General features: G+C 49.1%; 16 protein-coding genes and 1 rRNA gene. 13 read left to right on the top strand and 4 right to left on the bottom strand.

Annotated elements, in window-relative coordinates; all coding sequences use genetic code 11:
* Positions 1 to 9: 9 nt before the first annotated feature.
* A 5S ribosomal RNA gene (gene rrf, locus CR205_RS11315) occupies positions 10 to 126 on the top strand.
* 303 nt (positions 127 to 429) lie between these two features.
* Positions 430 to 2124: a dihydroxy-acid dehydratase gene (gene ilvD, locus CR205_RS11320; protein WP_110519873.1), complete on the top strand. Its 1695-nt coding sequence runs from the start codon at positions 430 to 432 to the stop codon at positions 2122 to 2124.
* A 541-nt stretch (positions 2125 to 2665) separates the two neighbouring features.
* Here the strand turns inward: ilvD and CR205_RS11325 are convergent.
* Positions 2666 to 3649 carry a zinc-binding dehydrogenase gene (locus CR205_RS11325; RefSeq protein ID WP_110519875.1) on the bottom strand — a complete coding sequence of 328 codons (984 nt, stop codon included), beginning with the start codon at positions 3647 to 3649 and terminating at the stop codon, positions 2666 to 2668.
* 128 nt (positions 3650 to 3777) lie between these two features.
* On the opposite strand from CR205_RS11325, the gene CR205_RS20280 reads away from it, so the two are divergent.
* The 10 genes from CR205_RS20280 to CR205_RS11370 all read left to right on the top strand — a co-directional run bounded on the left by CR205_RS20280 (position 3778) and on the right by CR205_RS11370 (position 12155).
* Positions 3778 to 3936, top strand: coding sequence for an RAxF-45 family protein (locus tag CR205_RS20280; RefSeq protein WP_161524755.1), 159 nt, complete (start codon positions 3778 to 3780; stop codon positions 3934 to 3936).
* 155 nt (positions 3937 to 4091) lie between these two features.
* Positions 4092 to 5978, top strand: a complete 1887-nt coding sequence (abc-f, locus tag CR205_RS11330; protein ID WP_110520924.1) for a ribosomal protection-like ABC-F family protein — start codon at positions 4092 to 4094, stop codon at positions 5976 to 5978.
* Complete coding sequence (locus CR205_RS11335) at positions 5975 to 6796, top strand: aminoglycoside N(3)-acetyltransferase (RefSeq protein ID WP_110519877.1); 822 nt, start codon at positions 5975 to 5977, stop codon at positions 6794 to 6796. Before abc-f ends, CR205_RS11335 begins: the two co-directional genes overlap by 4 nt.
* Before the next feature lie 32 nt (positions 6797 to 6828).
* Complete coding sequence (locus tag CR205_RS11340) at positions 6829 to 7851, top strand: LytTR family transcriptional regulator DNA-binding domain-containing protein (protein WP_110519879.1); 1023 nt, start codon at positions 6829 to 6831, stop codon at positions 7849 to 7851.
* A gap of 100 nt (positions 7852 to 7951) precedes the next feature.
* On the top strand, positions 7952 to 8806 hold the full coding sequence (locus CR205_RS11345; RefSeq protein WP_110519881.1) for an ABC transporter ATP-binding protein: 855 nt from the start codon (positions 7952 to 7954) through the stop codon (positions 8804 to 8806).
* Positions 8803 to 9516, top strand: a complete 714-nt coding sequence (locus tag CR205_RS11350) for an ABC transporter permease (RefSeq protein WP_110519883.1) — start codon at positions 8803 to 8805, stop codon at positions 9514 to 9516. The genes CR205_RS11345 and CR205_RS11350 overlap by 4 nt, the downstream gene beginning before the upstream one ends.
* 346 nt (positions 9517 to 9862) lie before the next feature.
* The gene (locus CR205_RS11355; protein WP_161524756.1) at positions 9863 to 10486 is read left to right on the top strand and encodes a TetR/AcrR family transcriptional regulator; all 624 of its coding nucleotides are present in this window, start codon (positions 9863 to 9865) and stop codon (positions 10484 to 10486) included.
* A gap of 143 nt (positions 10487 to 10629) precedes the next feature.
* Complete coding sequence (locus tag CR205_RS11360; protein ID WP_110519887.1) at positions 10630 to 11061, top strand: hypothetical protein; 432 nt, start codon at positions 10630 to 10632, stop codon at positions 11059 to 11061.
* Positions 11048 to 11773, top strand: a complete 726-nt coding sequence (locus CR205_RS11365) for an alpha/beta hydrolase (protein WP_161524757.1) — start codon at positions 11048 to 11050, stop codon at positions 11771 to 11773. Before CR205_RS11360 ends, CR205_RS11365 begins: the two co-directional genes overlap by 14 nt.
* An 82-nt stretch (positions 11774 to 11855) precedes the next feature.
* Positions 11856 to 12155: a DUF5316 family protein gene (locus tag CR205_RS11370; RefSeq protein WP_110519891.1), complete on the top strand. Its 300-nt coding sequence runs from the start codon at positions 11856 to 11858 to the stop codon at positions 12153 to 12155.
* A gap of 63 nt (positions 12156 to 12218) precedes the next feature.
* Here CR205_RS11370 and phnE read toward each other — a convergent pair whose 3' ends face one another.
* The 3 genes from phnE to CR205_RS11385 are packed head-to-tail and all read right to left on the bottom strand — an operon-like array spanning position 12219 to position 14787.
* A complete protein-coding gene (gene phnE, locus CR205_RS11375) occupies positions 12219 to 13013 on the bottom strand; it encodes a phosphonate ABC transporter, permease protein PhnE (RefSeq protein ID WP_110519893.1) in 795 nt (264 codons plus the stop codon).
* Complete coding sequence (gene phnC / locus CR205_RS11380; protein WP_110519895.1) at positions 13006 to 13794, bottom strand: phosphonate ABC transporter ATP-binding protein; 789 nt, start codon at positions 13792 to 13794, stop codon at positions 13006 to 13008. Before phnC ends, phnE begins: the two co-directional genes overlap by 8 nt.
* Before the next feature lie 36 nt (positions 13795 to 13830).
* The gene (locus CR205_RS11385) at positions 13831 to 14787 is read right to left on the bottom strand and encodes a phosphate/phosphite/phosphonate ABC transporter substrate-binding protein (protein ID WP_110519897.1); all 957 of its coding nucleotides are present in this window, start codon (positions 14785 to 14787) and stop codon (positions 13831 to 13833) included.
* Between the two features lie 336 nt (positions 14788 to 15123).
* Between CR205_RS11385 and CR205_RS11390 the strand changes: the two genes are divergently transcribed.
* Positions 15124 to 16260, top strand: a complete 1137-nt coding sequence (locus tag CR205_RS11390; RefSeq protein WP_110519898.1) for a trans-sulfuration enzyme family protein — start codon at positions 15124 to 15126, stop codon at positions 16258 to 16260.
* Positions 16261 to 16341 lie beyond the last annotated feature (81 nt).

Genomic DNA, 16341 nt, shown 5'->3' on the forward strand with positions numbered 1-16341 from the left:
TCAAACTTGTCTAGTGACGAAAGCGGAGAGGTCACACCCGTTCCCATGCCGAACACGGAAGTTAAGCTCTCCAGCGCCGATGGTAGTTGGGGGCTCTCCCCCTGTGAGAGTAGGACGTCGCTGGGCACACAAAAGCTCACTCGCATATGCGGGTGGGTTTTTTGTTTGTTTTAAATGATATCGGGCGGGAGTATGAAGTTGATGTCAGAAGGAAGCGAAATCTTACCGCACCGACACATTGTTCTAGTACGGCTTTTTACTTTTATTGATGGCTCTTTTCGATCGTTTGTTGCATTGCAGTAACCAAACAAATAAAAAAATTACTATGAATTTTTATATAATATAGAAATTTTATTTTATTTCTGTATAATGTGGAGATAATTCATCTATAACTTTTATTCAGCACAGTACGAGAGAGGAGTTTGACTAATGGCAGACAAAGATCTGAGGATACGCAGTAAAGATATCAGTGAAGGAGACAACCGAGCGCCGAACCGGGCAATGCTCAGAGCAGTAGGATTTGAAGACGAGGACTTTCAAAAACCAATGATCGGTGTTGCCAGTACGTGGAGCGAGGTTACACCATGCAACGTACACATAGACAAACTCGCGATTGAAGCAAAACGCGGAGCCCGTGACGGTGGCGGTGCACCAATGATTTTTAACACTATCACCGTTGCTGACGGCATTTCCATGGGCCACGAAGGCATGCGCTATTCCCTTCCTAGCAGGGAGGTTATCGCGGACTCTATTGAAACCGTAGCAGGAGCCGAGCGCCTTGATGGAGTAGTGGCGATCGGTGGCTGCGATAAAAATATGCCAGGGTGTATGATTGCAATCGGCCGATTAAATGTACCCGCTGTATTTGTCTATGGTGGAACAATTTCACCAGGTAAATCAAGAGAAGATAAAGATATTGATATTGTTTCTGTATTTGAAGCGGTCGGCAAACATAACGCAGGATCCATGGATAAGGAAGGACTCCACGACATTGAATGTCATGCCTGTCCGGGTGCCGGTTCATGCGGAGGTATGTACACAGCAAACACGATGGCTTCAGCCATTGAAGCCCTCGGGATGAGCCTGCCCGGCAGCGCATCAAACCCTGCTGAGACCGGCGGCAAGCAGGAGGACTGCTACAAAGCAGGCGACGCTGTTGTGGAACTTCTGCGGAAAGAAATTTATCCGCGGGACATTATGACAAAAGAGGCATTTGAGAATGCTGTAACGGTTGTGATGGCACTCGGCGGATCGACAAACGCTTTTCTTCACCTGCTTGCGATGGCTCACTCGGTTGATGTGGACCTCTCGTACGACGACTTCGAGCGGATCCGTGAGCGTGTACCGCACATTGCGGACCTGAAGCCGAGCGGAAAATACGTCATGGAACATCTTCATCAGGTGGGTGGTGTTTCCGCTGTTATGAAGCTTCTTCTTGAGGAAGGGCTTTTGCACGGCGACTGTCTCACGGTTACAGGAAAGACACTGGCAGAGAATCTGGCGGAAGTTCCTCCGCTGCACGAAGGCCAGAAAATCATCCGTCCTGTAAGCGAGCCGTTTAAGGAAAGCGGTCCGCTGTATGTATTAAAAGGAAATCTGGCACCGGCTGGTGCAGTTGCCAAGATGAGCGGACTGAAAGTAAGCAGGCTCACCGGTCCCGCCCGGGTATTTGATTCGGAAAAAGAAGCGACTGAAGCAGTACTGGCAAACCAGATCAAACCGGGGGATGTACTGGTAATTCGCTACGCCGGTCCGAAAGGCGGTCCGGGAATGAGCGAGATGCTCTCCATTTCAGCAATCATCGTCGGTAAAGGACTTGGAGAGAAGGTCGGCTTGTTAACTGACGGCCGTTTCTCAGGAGGAACTCATGGTCTTGTGGTTGGCCACGCAGCACCTGAAGCACAGGTGGGCGGTCCGATTGCCCTGTTGAAAGAAGGTGACTTGGTAACCATCGATAGTGAAACACAGGAGTTGAACGTTGATGTGAGCGATGAAGAAATGGCAGCCCGTCTTGCAGACTGGCAGGCACCGCCGCTGCGCTGTTCCCGTGGCGTGCTGAACAAATATGCAAGACTCGTATCCTGCGCTTCCAAAGGTGCTGTTACAGATCTGGGAGAAGAGTAGGTTAAACTGCAGGCGTCCCGTTTTTACGGGGCGTCCTTTTTTGTAGATGTCCAGTTGGTTACGTGCGAAGCTTCACGCCGGCAGTGAGACTCCTCCGGCAGTGAAGAGCGTTTGCATCTCGATTAATCTCCGATTTGCTTCGACACAGCCAGCTTCGAAGCTTTGCTTGAAGAGGAAGAAGCAGAGGCCAGGCTAGACCCCCGCAGACGCAGCCGAGGAGGCTTGCCGGCATCGCCACGGAAAGCGAACGGACGGCGTGAAGTGAAGCTTCTGATTTATCATTTTCTTATCATTTTCAGGATAGCTTAATAAAAAGCTGTTTTCGGGTAGATTGTTGTTTTATTGCGCTGCAGGCGGATGCTTTCCGCGGGCATCGATTCAGCATCCTCGGGAAAAACGCCCTGCGGGGTCTTCACCTGATGCTTTTCCCGTTGGAGTCACCGCCTTTCACTCCATTAATAATGTGGGCAATAGCAACAATCATTGCGAACACAGCTAATAAAAAAACACAGCGGCCCGGCCGCTGTGTTTTCCTGGTATTCTATTCTGCAATCTGTGCTACAATCTTTCCTCTTACATGCCCTTCTTCAATTTCTCTCAGAGCCTCAGGAATTTCCTCCATTGATACAACCTTGCCAAGCAGAGGCTCGATTTTTTTCTGAGCGGCAAGCTCACCGACTTCTTTTGCAATTTCACCAAGATCACGAATCTGCTGCTCGTCATCTGTGCGGTAGACGAACCCCAGAGCTACCTCGTGAATCGAAGGAGCAAGTGATTTTGGTTCGTATTCACTAAGATCAGGAAGACTGACTACACTGATCAGATGTCCGTTAAATGCAAGCATATCGAGAGCTTCGGTTGTCGTTTTTTCACCCACCATGTCCATGACAATGTCCACCCCGCGTCCTTCGGTGTACTTATGGACTTCCTCGAGCACGTTTTCTTCATTATAATCAATCACTTTGTCAGCTCCGAGTTTCGTCACGTGATCCGTATTAGCGGGAGAGCAGGTTGTGATCACTTCAAGCCCTTTTAATTTTGCAAACTGAATGGCGAAGCCGCCGACGCCTCCTGCCCCGGCCTGAATCAGGATTGTCTGACCTTTCCTGAGAGGCACTTTCCGATCCAGTGACTGGTAGGCGGTAAAAGCAGCAGTAGGAAGGGCAGCCGCTTCAGTAAAGCTTAGCCCAGTAGGAAGGGGAGCAAGGACGTCCTGACGTGAGACGGTATACTCTGCATAGCCCCCGTTACGTGCGAGACTCCCGTGATAGTAAACCTCATCACCCGCCTTCCACTCGCTCACCCCTTCACCGGTTTCATCAACGACACCAGCAACGTCAAGTCCAGGGATATGGGGGTACTCCCATTCAGGAAGACCATTTTGTGTGAGCTTGTAGTCGACCGGGTTGAGACCGACTGCGTGTACTTTAATTCTCACTTCGTGTTCACCTGGTTCTGGCTTCTCCATGTCTGTCATCTTCAGGTTATCAAGGCTTCCAGCCTCGTGAACTGCTAATGCTTTCACATAAATCCCTCCTGTGGTTCGTTTCCTAATGGCTATTCCTCGGAGTGCGTTTCTTTAAACTCGCCTTGACGGACTGTAAAAGGATGGGTATGATTAGAGTAACTATTCAGAGAACGGAGGTGGATGAGATGAATCAGACTGTTTTCAGTCCGGCACGCGCACAGGTGGAATCATTTTTGTATATTGTTCGTGCTGTTTTTTATGTGGCTGTATTCAACGGGACACGTGTGTCCATTTTTAACAGCTTCATAAATATGAAAACAGGAAGAACATCTCTCATCCACTAAAAGGACGTACGGAAGGAGAAGGGCTTGCTGGCTCTTCTTTTTTTGTGCAGAGAGCCGGCATCGGTGCCTGCTCCCGAAACACAGTACGTACAGAGGCCTCGGAGATTGTCTTCGAGGTCTTTTTTCTATTCAAAAAACGAGCGGAGGTATATACAATGATTTGCAGCGGAAAAGATATTATGATGAACTACGGGGGAGAGCCTGTCCTTACAGGCGTCACCTTTGAAGCAAAAAAAGGAGAACGGATTGGAATTGTCGGACGGAACGGGAGTGGGAAAACAACCCTGCTTAAAATACTTGCAGGACTTGAGTCACCTGATACAGGCCAGGTCCATTGGACGAAAGGCTGTGTGACGGGCTGGCTTGCACAGCTCCCTGATTATCCTGAGCATATGACCGTAAAAGAAGTGCTGGAAACAGCAATGGCTGCATTAACGGAGCTTGAAAAAGAAATGAAGCACCTTGAAGAGGAAATGAGCACGGTAAAAGAAGAAAAGCGCCTGACGAAGCTCGCAGAGTTATACGGCGAAGTGCAGGAACGCTATGCATTCAGCGGAGGATACGGGAAAGATGCAGAAATTGAAGCGGTGGCAAGAGGGCTTGGGCTCTACTCTCTGCTTGAGCAGCGTTTTTCAGAACTGAGCGGAGGCGAAAAAACCAAAACCGGCCTGGCGCTGCTGCTTCTTCAAAAGCCGGATCTGCTGCTCCTTGACGAGCCGACGAACCATCTGGATCTGGCGGCGATCGAATGGCTGCAGGGATTTTTAAATGATTACAGTGGGACTGTCATTGCCGTCTCGCACGACCGGTACTTTCTTGACGAGACGGTCACAAAGATCTTTGACCTGGAGAACGGGGAACTCGAAGTCTATCACGGGAACTATACGTTTTTTACAGAAGAGAAAGAAAAACGGCTGCTTCTGGAATTTCAGAAATATGAAGAACAGCAGAAAAAGATAAAGAAAATGCGGGAGGCGATTAAAAGGCTAAAAGAATGGGCCAACCAGGCAAATCCACCGAACGAGGCGATGCACAAGAGGGCGAGAAACATGGAGCGGGCCCTTGAGCGAATGGAAAAGATCGACCGTCCGGTACTGGAGAGTAAAAAAATTGGATTTGAGCTGGAAGCGGGCAGCCGCAGCGGAAACGACGTGATCACAGCCGAAGGGCTTGCCAAGTCATATGGATCCAAAACGCTGTTTACAGAGGCGGATTTTCATCTGCGGTACCAGGAACGAGTTGTGTTTATGGGCGATAATGGTTCGGGGAAATCAACGTTGCTTAAAATCCTGCTCGGTGAGGAGCAGCCTGACGCAGGAAGTGTGAAAATTGGAAGCAGGGTGAAGGTTGGCTATCTTGCACAGCATTTACTGGAAGCTGATGAGGAACAGATGACCGTGATTGAAGCGTTCCGGGAAGACGTTGCGGTAACGGAGGGAGACGCCCGGCATATACTCGCGCGCTTTCTGTTTTACGGGTATGCGGTCTTTAAAAAGCTCGGGCAGCTGAGCGGCGGGGAGCGGATGCGTCTTCGTCTGGCCCGGTTCATGCATCAGAACCTGAACGTTCTTGTCCTCGACGAGCCCACCAACCACCTGGATATCGAATCTCTTGTGGTGGTGGAGGAAGTGCTGGCCGGCTATGAGGGGACCATTTTAGCTGTCTCCCATGACCGGTACTTCATCAATAAAGTGTTTAACCGTATCGGCTGGCTTAATGAAGAATCGCTCACGTTTTTCACAGGTACTTATGATGAGGTGAAGAACCGGATGGTACAGGAGGCAGATTCATTCGAGGCTTCAGGGGATCAGAACCGAAAGCCGAAACGGCAGGAAAAAATGAAACGCTCTGCGCTTACTGCTGCAGATGTGGAAGCTCAGCTCACAGAGGTAGAGCAGAAGATCGCCGATATGGAAAGCAATATGCTGCATCTCGCAGATCCGGAGGAACTTCAGAAGATTTATAAAGAGAAAGAACAGATTGAACGTAAGCGTGATGAGCTTTATGATCAGCTCGCTCTGCTTGAGGAGGAGACAGGATGAAACAGATTGTAGACAAAACAACACGTCTGAATACAAGAGGGACGATAACCGCTGAGGTACGGGCGCTCGGCGTATCGCCAGGCGATACGGTGCTCGTGCATACCTCCCTTTCAGCTATCGGCTGGACGAACGGAGGAGCGCAGACTGTGATCGAAGGGCTCCTTGACGCTGTGGGAGAGGCAGGTACGATCGTTATGCCTGCCCAGAGCGGCGATCTGAGCGATCCATCGGAATGGGAGGCTCCGCCAGTACCTGAAGCATGGTGGCAGGAGATACGCGCTACGATGCCCCCGTATGATCCGGCAGTAACACCGACACGGGGGATGGGCATGACGGCTGAACTGTTTCGCACGAGGCCAGAGGCGATACGAAGCGATCACCCCAACGTATCGTTTGCTGCCATCGGGAAAAAAAACAGGGAGATTCTGACCGGACATGAGTTAAATTTCAGTCTAGGTGAACAATCGCCTCTGCAGAAGCTTTATGAAGCGGACGCAACAGTGCTGATGATCGGCACCACGTATGAGACGAATACGTCCTTTCATCTGGGGGAGTACCAGGTACCGGGGGCGAAAATCGTGGAAAAAGGCGCACCGGTGATGGAAAACGGCCAAAGAGTCTGGGCAACGTATCGGGATATCGCTTTTCAGGACGAACGATTTGAAGAGCTGGGAGCCATCTTTGAGAAGGTAAACCCGGTTAATAAAGGCAGGATCGGAGAAGCGGAATCGCGTCTGTTCTCTCTTCGTGATGCGGCAGATGCATCTGCCAGATTTTTCACAAAGATCTTGAGTCCGGGGCAGGATGGTGTAAGATAAAAGACAGAAAACGTGTAAAGGACGTGGGCGCCGTGTCATCATTTCTGCTTGAACCGGAAGAAAGAAGTACCGATCCAGTTCTTCGGGAACTGTCTTTAAAAATGGAAAAAGGGTTCTGTACAGCTGTTCATCTGAATCCGGAAGCGAGGCAGAACGTCATTTCCATGCTGATCAGCCCGAAGGAACGGGAGTTTTTCCGCTTGAGCAGGGATGGGAAGGAGTGGCGTTCCGGGAGCCGTTCTTTTTTTACCGAAGCCGGGCTTCTGCTGATCAACGAGGCACACTACGAGAATCTAAAGGTTAACGACCAATTGCTGTATTATAAGAGGCTCTATGAGAGTGCCCTTTCTGTAGAGGAGGCAGCCCGTCTTCTTCACCTGGAAGGAAAATTACGTGTAAGGGTAAAAAACTTGACGCACTCTGAAAAACTGCGTATCGGTATGGCAAGGCTCCTTATTCAGGATCCCGGTTTATTTATTCTTGAAGAACCGGATCAGAATACGGATCTTGAAACGAAACGAATTCTTCTTAACTTGCTGGAGTTCCTTAAGTCCCAGGGAAAAACGATGCTCACTCTGACTGGAAATCTGGAAAGCGCGCTTACGTTCGGTGATCAGGTGTTCCGGCTCAATGAGCGGGGGCTGAATGAGGTGAACCAGGGAAGTGATGAGCAGAATGATGATGATAAAAGAGAGTCGGATGAGGGGCCGGGGTTTGTATTTAATAAAATTCCGACCAAGGTAAACGAGAAGATGATTTTATTTGATCCGCCCGATATCGATTATATTGAGAGTCATGAAGGTCAGTCACATCTGTATGCAGGCGGGGAGGCGTATCCGTGCGTATTTACGCTAACGGAGCTCGAGGAGAAACTCCGTTCGTTCGGTTTTTTCCGCTGCCACCGTTCTTATATCGTCAACCTTCAGAAAGTAAATCAGGTGATCACGTGGACCCGGAACAGCTACAGCCTGAGGCTCGAGAACAGGGAGAAGTCCGAAATCCCTTTATCCAAAAATAAAATGAACGAGCTAAAGGCGATGCTCGGTCTTAAATAAGCGCCATTCACCCCCTTTTATGCTCTTTTCACGGGTAAAATGATGTAACAATCCCCTGCTGCACGTAGACTGAAAGCAGAAACAGCAAGGGGGAATGGAGATGGAGAACATTATCACAACCCGGGCACTTGAAAAGGTGTTTGGCAGCGAAAGAGCAATTGAGGACGTCAGTTTTAATGTAGGTAAAGGAGAAGTATTCGGCTTTCTCGGACCGAGTGGAGCGGGAAAAACGACTACGATTAAGATACTGACCGGTCAGATGAGAGCCACAGGTGGTGAAGCCCACGTGCTTGGGATACCGGCTGAGAAGGTGAATACCCCGGCTGTGCTTCGGAGAATCGGTGTGATGACTGATACGAGCGGACTGTATGAGCGGCTGTCTGTATATGAAAATCTCGCATTCTATGCTGATCTTTACGGTGTGAAACAGAAACGGAGACGAATTGGCGAGGTGCTTGATCTTGTGAACCTAACTGGGGAAGAAAAAAAGAAGGTCGCGAAGCTGTCCAAAGGGATGATGCAGCGTACGATTCTCGCAAGAGCCCTGCTTCATGAGCCGGAGCTGGTATTTCTTGATGAACCGACTGCAGCCCTCGATCCGGCAAACTCGAGGCATATTCATGAAGGTCTAAAGGAGCTTAACCGGAGAGGCACGACGATCTTTCTGACCACGCACGATATGGAGGAAGCGGAGCACCTGTGCGACCAGGTAGCGTTTTTAAACAAAGGTCAGGTCCGGCTGATGGATAATCCTAAAGTATTAAGACGACAGCATTCTGATGGCAGAATTGTGATCGAACTGAAGAACGGAAAACAGGTGGCACTGGCAAACCGTCCTGAAAACGCCAAGAAACTGCACGACTACATGGCAGCAGGGCAGATTGTCTCCATTCAGACGAATGAACCGACACTGGGCGATATTTTTGTGGACATTACGGGGAGGGAACTGGCATGACATTTTCAATGAGACGAGTGTACGCAATTTTTAACAAGGACTTAAAAGAGCTCGCGACGAACATGTTCGTCCTTTCCACGATGGTGATGCCGATCGTATTTGCCCTGTTTTTCGGCCGGGGGCAGGAGGTTCCGGTGGAGATGCATGTGATGATTATTAATCTGGCTTTTGTTGCAGTGGCCGCCTATGTGCAAAGTGTAGTCATTGCGGAGGAAAAGGAAAAACATACACTTCGGGGACTGATGATGTCACCTGCAACCACGACAGAAATTTTAGCCGGGAAAAGCCTGGTTTCAATATTACTCACAGCCCTCACTGTAGGATTATGTCTCCGGCTTTCCGGCTTTGAAACGGGAAATTGGCTGCTCATCGGAGCCGGCATGGCACTGAGCCTTGTCTTCTACGTGGCGCTCGGTACGCTGCTTGGCCTTCTTACACGATCTCTTATGGAAGCCTCTGTTGTGATCACGCCTATCATTTTCATTCTGGGGATGGGGACTATTTTTACAGAACTGATTCGGAATCAGACGATCCTAACGGTTATCGAATACCTGCCTAATTTCCAGCTTGAATCTCTTGCGGCAGCTGTGGAAAGCGGGGCAGGCGCTGGTGATGTGGCAGGGTCTCTTGCTTTGTTGGGAGGCTGGTCTGCTGTGGCGATTGTCGCATCTGTAGTAGTCTACAAAAAACGGGAAATGGGTGGCGAATAATCAGGAAATTTCCCGGGGAATGACGAAAATAAGGTGCGGTTACAGGTGTTGAAGAATACGCCTGGGGCCGCACCTTATTTATTTCCATCCAGTCAACGTCTTTCTGGCCGGGAATGGAATCCGTCATCGTACCGCACTATGACCCGGATACCGTTTCTTTTTTCTATTGCACTGCAAATTCCTCGAAGCGGAAAATAATATTTTGATTTATCGGTAAAAGGCTGAAACCCTTGATGGACAAGAGGTTAGCTATTAATATAGGTGTTTTGTGTTATTGACACATTTTTGACATCCAACTAAAATATGTAGTAGCACGAAATAACTGAACCATATAGGAGCAATGGATATGCATACAGAAGCCAGCACATCGCAACAAGGATCAGATACCCGGGAAACGATTGTGCGTACTGCCCATCACATGTTTATGGAGCACGGATACCGGTCAGTTTCCACCAGGCGGATTGCCGATGCTTGCAGCTTGACGCAGCCGGCTCTTTATCATCATTTTCCAAATAAAGAAGCGATCTATCTTGAGGTTCTCCGGAGTGATCTCGCACGTACCAAGGAACGTCTTGAGGCAATTGAAGGCTGTCATACCGATACGAGAAAAACGCTTTATGAGATGGTCTACTATATTATTGTAAACTCGCCGGAAAATATGAGCCAGATGTTTCAGGATATCAGACGTGAAACGAGTAAGGATTTCCAGAAAAAGATCAGTACCTGGTGGCATGAAGCCTACCGGCTGCCCATGGTCAGAGTCTTTCAGCGGGGCATCGACAAAGGAGAACTGCGGGATCCGGCTGAATTTGGGGAGGATGCAGACAAGTACGTCTGCCTGATGGTCAATATGATCAGCCGTTCCATCCCTTCACCAGGGGAAGTAGAGGAAAGTGAAAGCGACGAACTTATAGAAAAGCGGGCTACATTTGTAGTGGAAGTGCTGCTGAACGGTGTAGGAAGCCGGTAATTTTTCCATAAGAACTGTCCAATTTGTGACAGTTCCTTTTTTCTATCTATACTTATCAACTGATAAATATTATAATGATAGATACTTGTCCCCGTACATAAACAGCTTCAATATCAGATGTGAATAAGGAGGATGCCTCAACAATGGCGTGTAATCTGAATCTGAACTTTTTTGAAGGCTTGGATATCGTGAATGTTAGCAAGAAGAAACCGCATCCCCTGGTTTTGGAATTCTGCTCGGGAGGCCTCTCGATTGAATGCCCGTGGCGCCTGATTGAAAGCGGAAATATAGTGATCGGGCAGACGGATTTTCTGGCTTCGTCCAAAAAAGAATACTTTAACAGTCTGCTTGTGGATTCACTAAGGAAGAGAACCGTAAAACGCATCGACTGGCTTGATGACTGTTATATGCTGCGTCTGTACCTTACGGATAACGGCATACTTGATATTTTCCACGACAGTACCGAACAGGAAGGCTGGGAGCTGTATCATAACGACGGCTTTTCCTTGATTTCCCTCCCTGGAGGAGAACCGGAGCTTTCTGAAAAGAAAGGCAGTACCAGTGACGAGGCGTAAGAAAATCCTGCTGTATATTGTTCTTGCAGTCTTCATTACTGCAGGTGCCGGAGCAGCAGGTTTTGTAATTTGGGCGCTCAATGGCTACAGCGCAGCACCAGAAGCGCAGGACTGTGCCGGGCAGGGATCAGGCGAACCGCTGTCCTTCGGGTCAGGTACAGAAACCGCGGGCTTGATTTTTTATCCCGGGGCCCGTGTGGAGCAAGAGGCTTATTCGTGTCTGGCTGAAAAGATTGCTGATAAAGGGTATTTTACGGTGGTCCCGGACATGCCGTTAAACCTCGCAATATTTGGGCGGAACAAGGCTGAAGACATTATGGCAGCCAATCCTCAGGTGGACGAGTGGTACCTGGCAGGCCATTCTCTCGGCGGGGCGATGGCATCCTTTTTTGCCGCTCGCAGCACAGAGGATCTTGCAGGGCTGATCTTTGTTGGCTCCTATCCGGGAGCGGATCTGTCGGATTCGGATCTGCCTGTCCTCTCTGTTTACGGAGAGCGGGACGGATTATCCACGCCTGAGGATATCTTTGATCGGGCTGATATGCTTCCGGAAGAGACGGTTTACATGGAGATCGAAGGAGCCAATCACGCCGGATTCGGTACATACGGCGCACAGAGCGGTGACCTTGAAAGCCTTATCGGTCCGGATGAGCAGCAGGCAAAAACAGCTGAGGCGATTCACAGCTGGATCTTGGATCAGCAGCGCGAATAAAAGCAGCGTTCCATGTTTACCCGCCGCGTTTCTGATTTCCTGTATACTGGGAGAAAACAGGAACGGGGGAGAGAAAATGCAAATGACGTACAGTTTTTTGGCCGGTCTCGCGAGTGCAGCTGCGCTTCAGTTGGTTATGTGGAGTATCGGCGGCCTGCGAACCGGCTATGAAATTTCAGGTCTGCTCGGGATCGGCGGCATCATTATTGCCGGTCTGATGCTGGGCGCATTTCTTGCGGCAAGCCGGGAGCCGGCACAGAAATCTGCCCCCGATGACCGGGAGGGTCAGAAAAACGTTCAGCGAATTGCGGTGATGATCCTGCTGTTCGCCGTACCTCATTTCGTTTATGCGTTCGTTTATTTTCTGAATACGGCAGCATAAGAAAAGCTCCCCCCATTCTTGGAGGAAGCTTTTTCTGATAGGGAGGTTCTGCCACAGACAGGATTAAATCACTTTTTTTCTAATTGTGGATGAAAGCTGTTCAACAGCAATAACCACAACAAGAATAAGAATAATAATCATAAGGGCTTCATCAAATCTTCTCAGTGTGAATGCTGTGGAAAGCTCCACCCCGATTCCTCCTGCACCCACGAGGCCAAGTACCACAGCCGCCCGGATTGATTTTTCGAATGCGAATAAACCAGTACCTACAAAAGACGCGAAGCCAAGCGGCAGAACAGATCCGCTGATCACACCGATCCGGGATGATCCTGTGGATTCGAGTGCCTGTGATGGTCCTTTATCTACTTCTTCGATGCGTTCCGAGAAGAAACGGGCACAAAAACCAATGGTATCGACAATGATTGTAAGAATACCTGCAAAGGGTCCGAGCCCGACTGAAATAACGAATATCAATGCCCAAATCAGGTCCGGAATGGTCCTCATCGTAGATACCATGCCTCGGGTAGCTGTACGAATCAGATTATTCGGTGAGGTATTGCGGGAGGCCAGCACGGCAATTGGAAGGCTCAGTACAACACCTACAGCGGTTCCAACCAGTGCAATCTGAAAGGTCTCGTACATGGCCGAGGAAATGGAGCTGATCCTGCTCGGGTCTGGTGGAAAGGCGGAACTGATAAAGTGAAACATGTTCCCGATTCCGGCCGTGAGCCTCTCAAGCGTGACGTCAGCATGACGCATGCCAAGATAAAATAAGGATACAAAAATAATAACGAGAATAATGGCACCAGGAGAGGGAACTTTCAATCTTGCAGGCATGTGCTTACGAAGATCACTCATGGGAAGCACCTGCCTTTGAAAAAGATTCGAACGAGCTTTCCTTATTGTATAAAGTACTGAGCTCTTCTTTAGAAACCTGACCCTGAACCTGATCCATTACGAGTTTACCGGAGTGAAGACCGATAAATCGTTCTCCATATTCCAAAGCAACTTCAGTCTGATGGAGAATACAGACAACCGTCAGGTGCCGTTCACGGACAATCTCCCACAACAGTTCCATGACTTCACGTCCTGCACGGGGATCCAGACTTGCAATCGGTTCATCAGCAAGAACAACTTCCGGGTCCTGCATCAGCATTCGGGCAATGGCCACGCGCTGCTGCTGTCCCCCTGAAAGCTGATCGGCCCTTCTTCCGGCAAGATGGGCAAGTCCTACCCGATCCAAGCATTCCATTGCTTTCATTCGCAGTTCATCTGATGCGCAGAATGAGAGCGTGTGTAAAAAAGTTTTTGAATTTCCCATAGCACCAAACAGCACGTTCTGAAAGACAGACAGGTTATAGATTAAATGAAAGTTCTGAAAGACCATTCCCAGTTTCTTACGGATGGGTCTGAATTTTCTTTTTGATAACCGAGTAATATCTTTGTCTCCATATAAAATCTCGCCGGATGTCGGCTTTTCAAATCCGGAGATACATTTAAACAGGGTTGATTTTCCTGAGCCGTTATGGCCCAGGAGAATAACCCCTTCGCCGGGATTTACAGTGAACGATACATCTGACAATGCTGTGGTGCCGTCGCGAAAAGTTTTCGTCACATTGTTGACGGTAATAGCATTCATATACGACAGCCTCCAGTAAAAGTTCGGTTCTATCTGTTATTCAATTTCAAGTCCAAGTGTTTCATAGGCACGGCGCATCGGGTCGTAATCTTCATCAGAAGCCTCTACGAAACGGGCCTGAAGATACTTATCGTTCTCTCCCGTAACAAGGATACTTTCAATGATTTCCTCCTGATTCTCAAGGAGAAGTGTGCGGACTTCTTCAACAAAGTCTTCAGGCAGCTCAGGGCTGGCGATGAACGTGTCATTTGGCAGTGGCGGTCCTTCATGAAGGAGGCGGTATTTTCCTTCGCCGTCTTCCTCTACCATTTGATGATAATCTTTAATTCCTGTTGCTAGAACATCTACGTCGCGATTCTTGAAAGCTTCGATTCTGGCATTGTCCAGGAGACGGATGTCAAAATCAGCATCAAGGTCATACCCTTCTTCAATCAGAATGGAGCTTGGTCCGATGTGGCCGCTTGTGGAGCCTGCATCTTTCATGGCAATTGATTTGCCGACGAGATCATCAAGAGAGTGAATATCGTCATCTTCATGAACAATGATCGCAGCGTGGTACTCATCACGCTCAATGCCTACGATTGGATAGGAATCCGGTACAACCGAGTTGATCTGCACGTATTCGGAAGGACCCGCAAGCATCATGTCTACCTGGTCATACTCGAGTGCGGTTGCCCCGATGATCCGGTCCGTTACCGCAAAAAATTCTACTTCAAGATCAAGGACATCTTCCAGCACTTCTTTAAATGGTCCGAATTCACGCTGAAGTTCTTCCATACCTTCTACGCCAGTATCAGCAAAACGAAGCTTGTCCGGCCAGTCTGCACGTTCGTCTTCTGATTCTTCGTCTTCCTGATCCGAGGCTTCAGAAGTGTCATTGCTGCCGGATGCTTCTGCCGTCTCTCCTTCACCATCTGTATCTTCAGAGCCGCAAGCGGCAAGTAACCCTAACCCAAGTACGAAAGCTGACATGGATGTTCCGAATTTTTTCATTCCCAATTCCTCCTAATAGGTTGTTGTCGTTTTTCTACAGTGCCCACTTTACGTGGTGAAGGTTAAGGGTAAATAAAGGTGGAGTAAACATTAAATGAATTTTATGAATAAATTGTAAATGTGTCTGAAGCAGGACTGCTTTGAAGAAACATAATAGAATCAAGAAATATATGTAGGCTGTGAATATAGATTCATATAAAAGGTGAAATAATTGACAGATTATTATGAATGATATGTAACCTCCGTTCAACTTTAAAAAAGAGCCGAATGATTGTCCCAAGACGGTTATTCCGCTACACTAAATAAAAATGAATGGTAAGGAAGGGAGATGCATCAATGAAATTTCATACAAAAAACGTACATTTTCAGGATAAAGTGGATACAAAAGAAGTGAGCAAAACAAAGCCGATATATCAAACATCGGCGTTTTCGTTTACTGATCTGGAGGATATGGAAGATTTCTTTCAGGGAAAAAAGGATTTCATGTACACGCGGGTGGGAAACCCGAATACAGATGATCTCGGTAAAGGGGTGGCTGATCTTGAGGAAGCGCCTGCAGGGGCAGCGTCCGCTTCCGGTATCTCTGCGATCCTTGGCGGGGTACTTGCTGTCGCAAAGGCGGGGGACCACATCATTGCTACAGAGGATCTTTACGGCGGGACCTACCAGCTGTTTGCCGGCGAGCTGCCGGACTTCGGCATCGAAGTATCCTTTGCTGATTTTTCCGATCACGGAGCCATTGAAGAGGCCATTCGTGACAATACGGTACTTCTTTACACAGAATCGGTGACGAATCCTCTGCTGAGAGTCGAGGACATTAAAGGGATTGCCTCTCTGGCCCGAAAACATGGTTTGAAGACGATGGTGGATAACACATTTCCGACGCCTTACCTGATCCGCCCTTATACAGATGGGGCAGATCTGGTGGCGCACAGTGCGACGAAGTACATCGGTGGTCACAGCGATTTGTCTGCCGGCGTGATCTGCGGCGACGAAGCGCTTGTGAAAAAGGCCCGCGCCAAGATCGTATATCTCGGAGCCAATCTCGGGCCGTTTGACGGCTGGCTCGGCTGCCGGGGACTGAAGACGCTGGCGCTTCGCATGGAGCGGCAAAGTGCCAATGCGAGAAAGCTGGCGGATCATCTGACTAAACGCGGGGTCCTTGGACGTGTCTACTATCCGAACAGTGTATCCGAGCGCGGACACGGAGCTATCGTGACGATTGATCTCGGGGAAAAATACGATGTGCATGCGTTTTTCCGGAACCTGGACTGGGTGAAGGTGGTGCCGACCCTTGCAGGTGTCGAAACATCGGTTACGTATCCGGTCGGAACATCCCACCGCCCGGTGCCAAAAGAGACCCGGGACCGCCTGGGAGTTACGGAACAGATGGTGCGTATTTCCGTTGGGATTGAAGACCCGGAGGACATTCAGGCTGCATTTGACCGGGCACTGGAAGCGTCACGAAAGTAGGCTGCTTCGACACGGTGCGCAGCTTAAATAAACGTTTGTTTAATACGCAGACCGCGCTTCTTTCTGTCGAAAGGAGCGCGG

This window comes from Alteribacter lacisalsi (genome assembly GCF_003226345.1).
Classification (GTDB): domain Bacteria; phylum Bacillota; class Bacilli; order Bacillales; family Salisediminibacteriaceae; genus Alteribacter; species Alteribacter lacisalsi.

Bases quoted from the DNA above. Each gene is read 5' to 3' on its own strand.
- CR205_RS11370 (WP_110519891.1), top strand. From the start codon at position 11,856: ATGACGTACAGTTTTTTGGCCGGTCTCGCGAGTGCAGCTGCGCTTCAG.
- CR205_RS11350 (WP_110519883.1), top strand. From the start codon at position 8,803: ATGACATTTTCAATGAGACGAGTGTACGCAATTTTTAACAAGGACTTA.
- abc-f (WP_110520924.1), top strand. From the start codon at position 4,092: ATGATTTGCAGCGGAAAAGATATTATGATGAACTACGGGGGAGAGCCT.
- phnE (WP_110519893.1), bottom strand. From the start codon at position 13,013: ATGAGTGATCTTCGTAAGCACATGCCTGCAAGATTGAAAGTTCCCTCT.
- CR205_RS11390 (WP_110519898.1), top strand. From the start codon at position 15,124: ATGAAATTTCATACAAAAAACGTACATTTTCAGGATAAAGTGGATACA.
- CR205_RS11345 (WP_110519881.1), top strand. From the start codon at position 7,952: ATGGAGAACATTATCACAACCCGGGCACTTGAAAAGGTGTTTGGCAGC.
- CR205_RS20280 (WP_161524755.1), top strand. From the start codon at position 3,778: ATGAATCAGACTGTTTTCAGTCCGGCACGCGCACAGGTGGAATCATTT.
- CR205_RS11355 (WP_161524756.1), top strand. From the start codon at position 9,863: ATGCATACAGAAGCCAGCACATCGCAACAAGGATCAGATACCCGGGAA.
- CR205_RS11335 (WP_110519877.1), top strand. From the start codon at position 5,975: ATGAAACAGATTGTAGACAAAACAACACGTCTGAATACAAGAGGGACG.
- CR205_RS11385 (WP_110519897.1), bottom strand. From the start codon at position 14,787: ATGAAAAAATTCGGAACATCCATGTCAGCTTTCGTACTTGGGTTAGGG.
- CR205_RS11360 (WP_110519887.1), top strand. From the start codon at position 10,630: ATGGCGTGTAATCTGAATCTGAACTTTTTTGAAGGCTTGGATATCGTG.
- phnC (WP_110519895.1), bottom strand. From the start codon at position 13,794: ATGAATGCTATTACCGTCAACAATGTGACGAAAACTTTTCGCGACGGC.
- ilvD (WP_110519873.1), top strand. From the start codon at position 430: ATGGCAGACAAAGATCTGAGGATACGCAGTAAAGATATCAGTGAAGGA.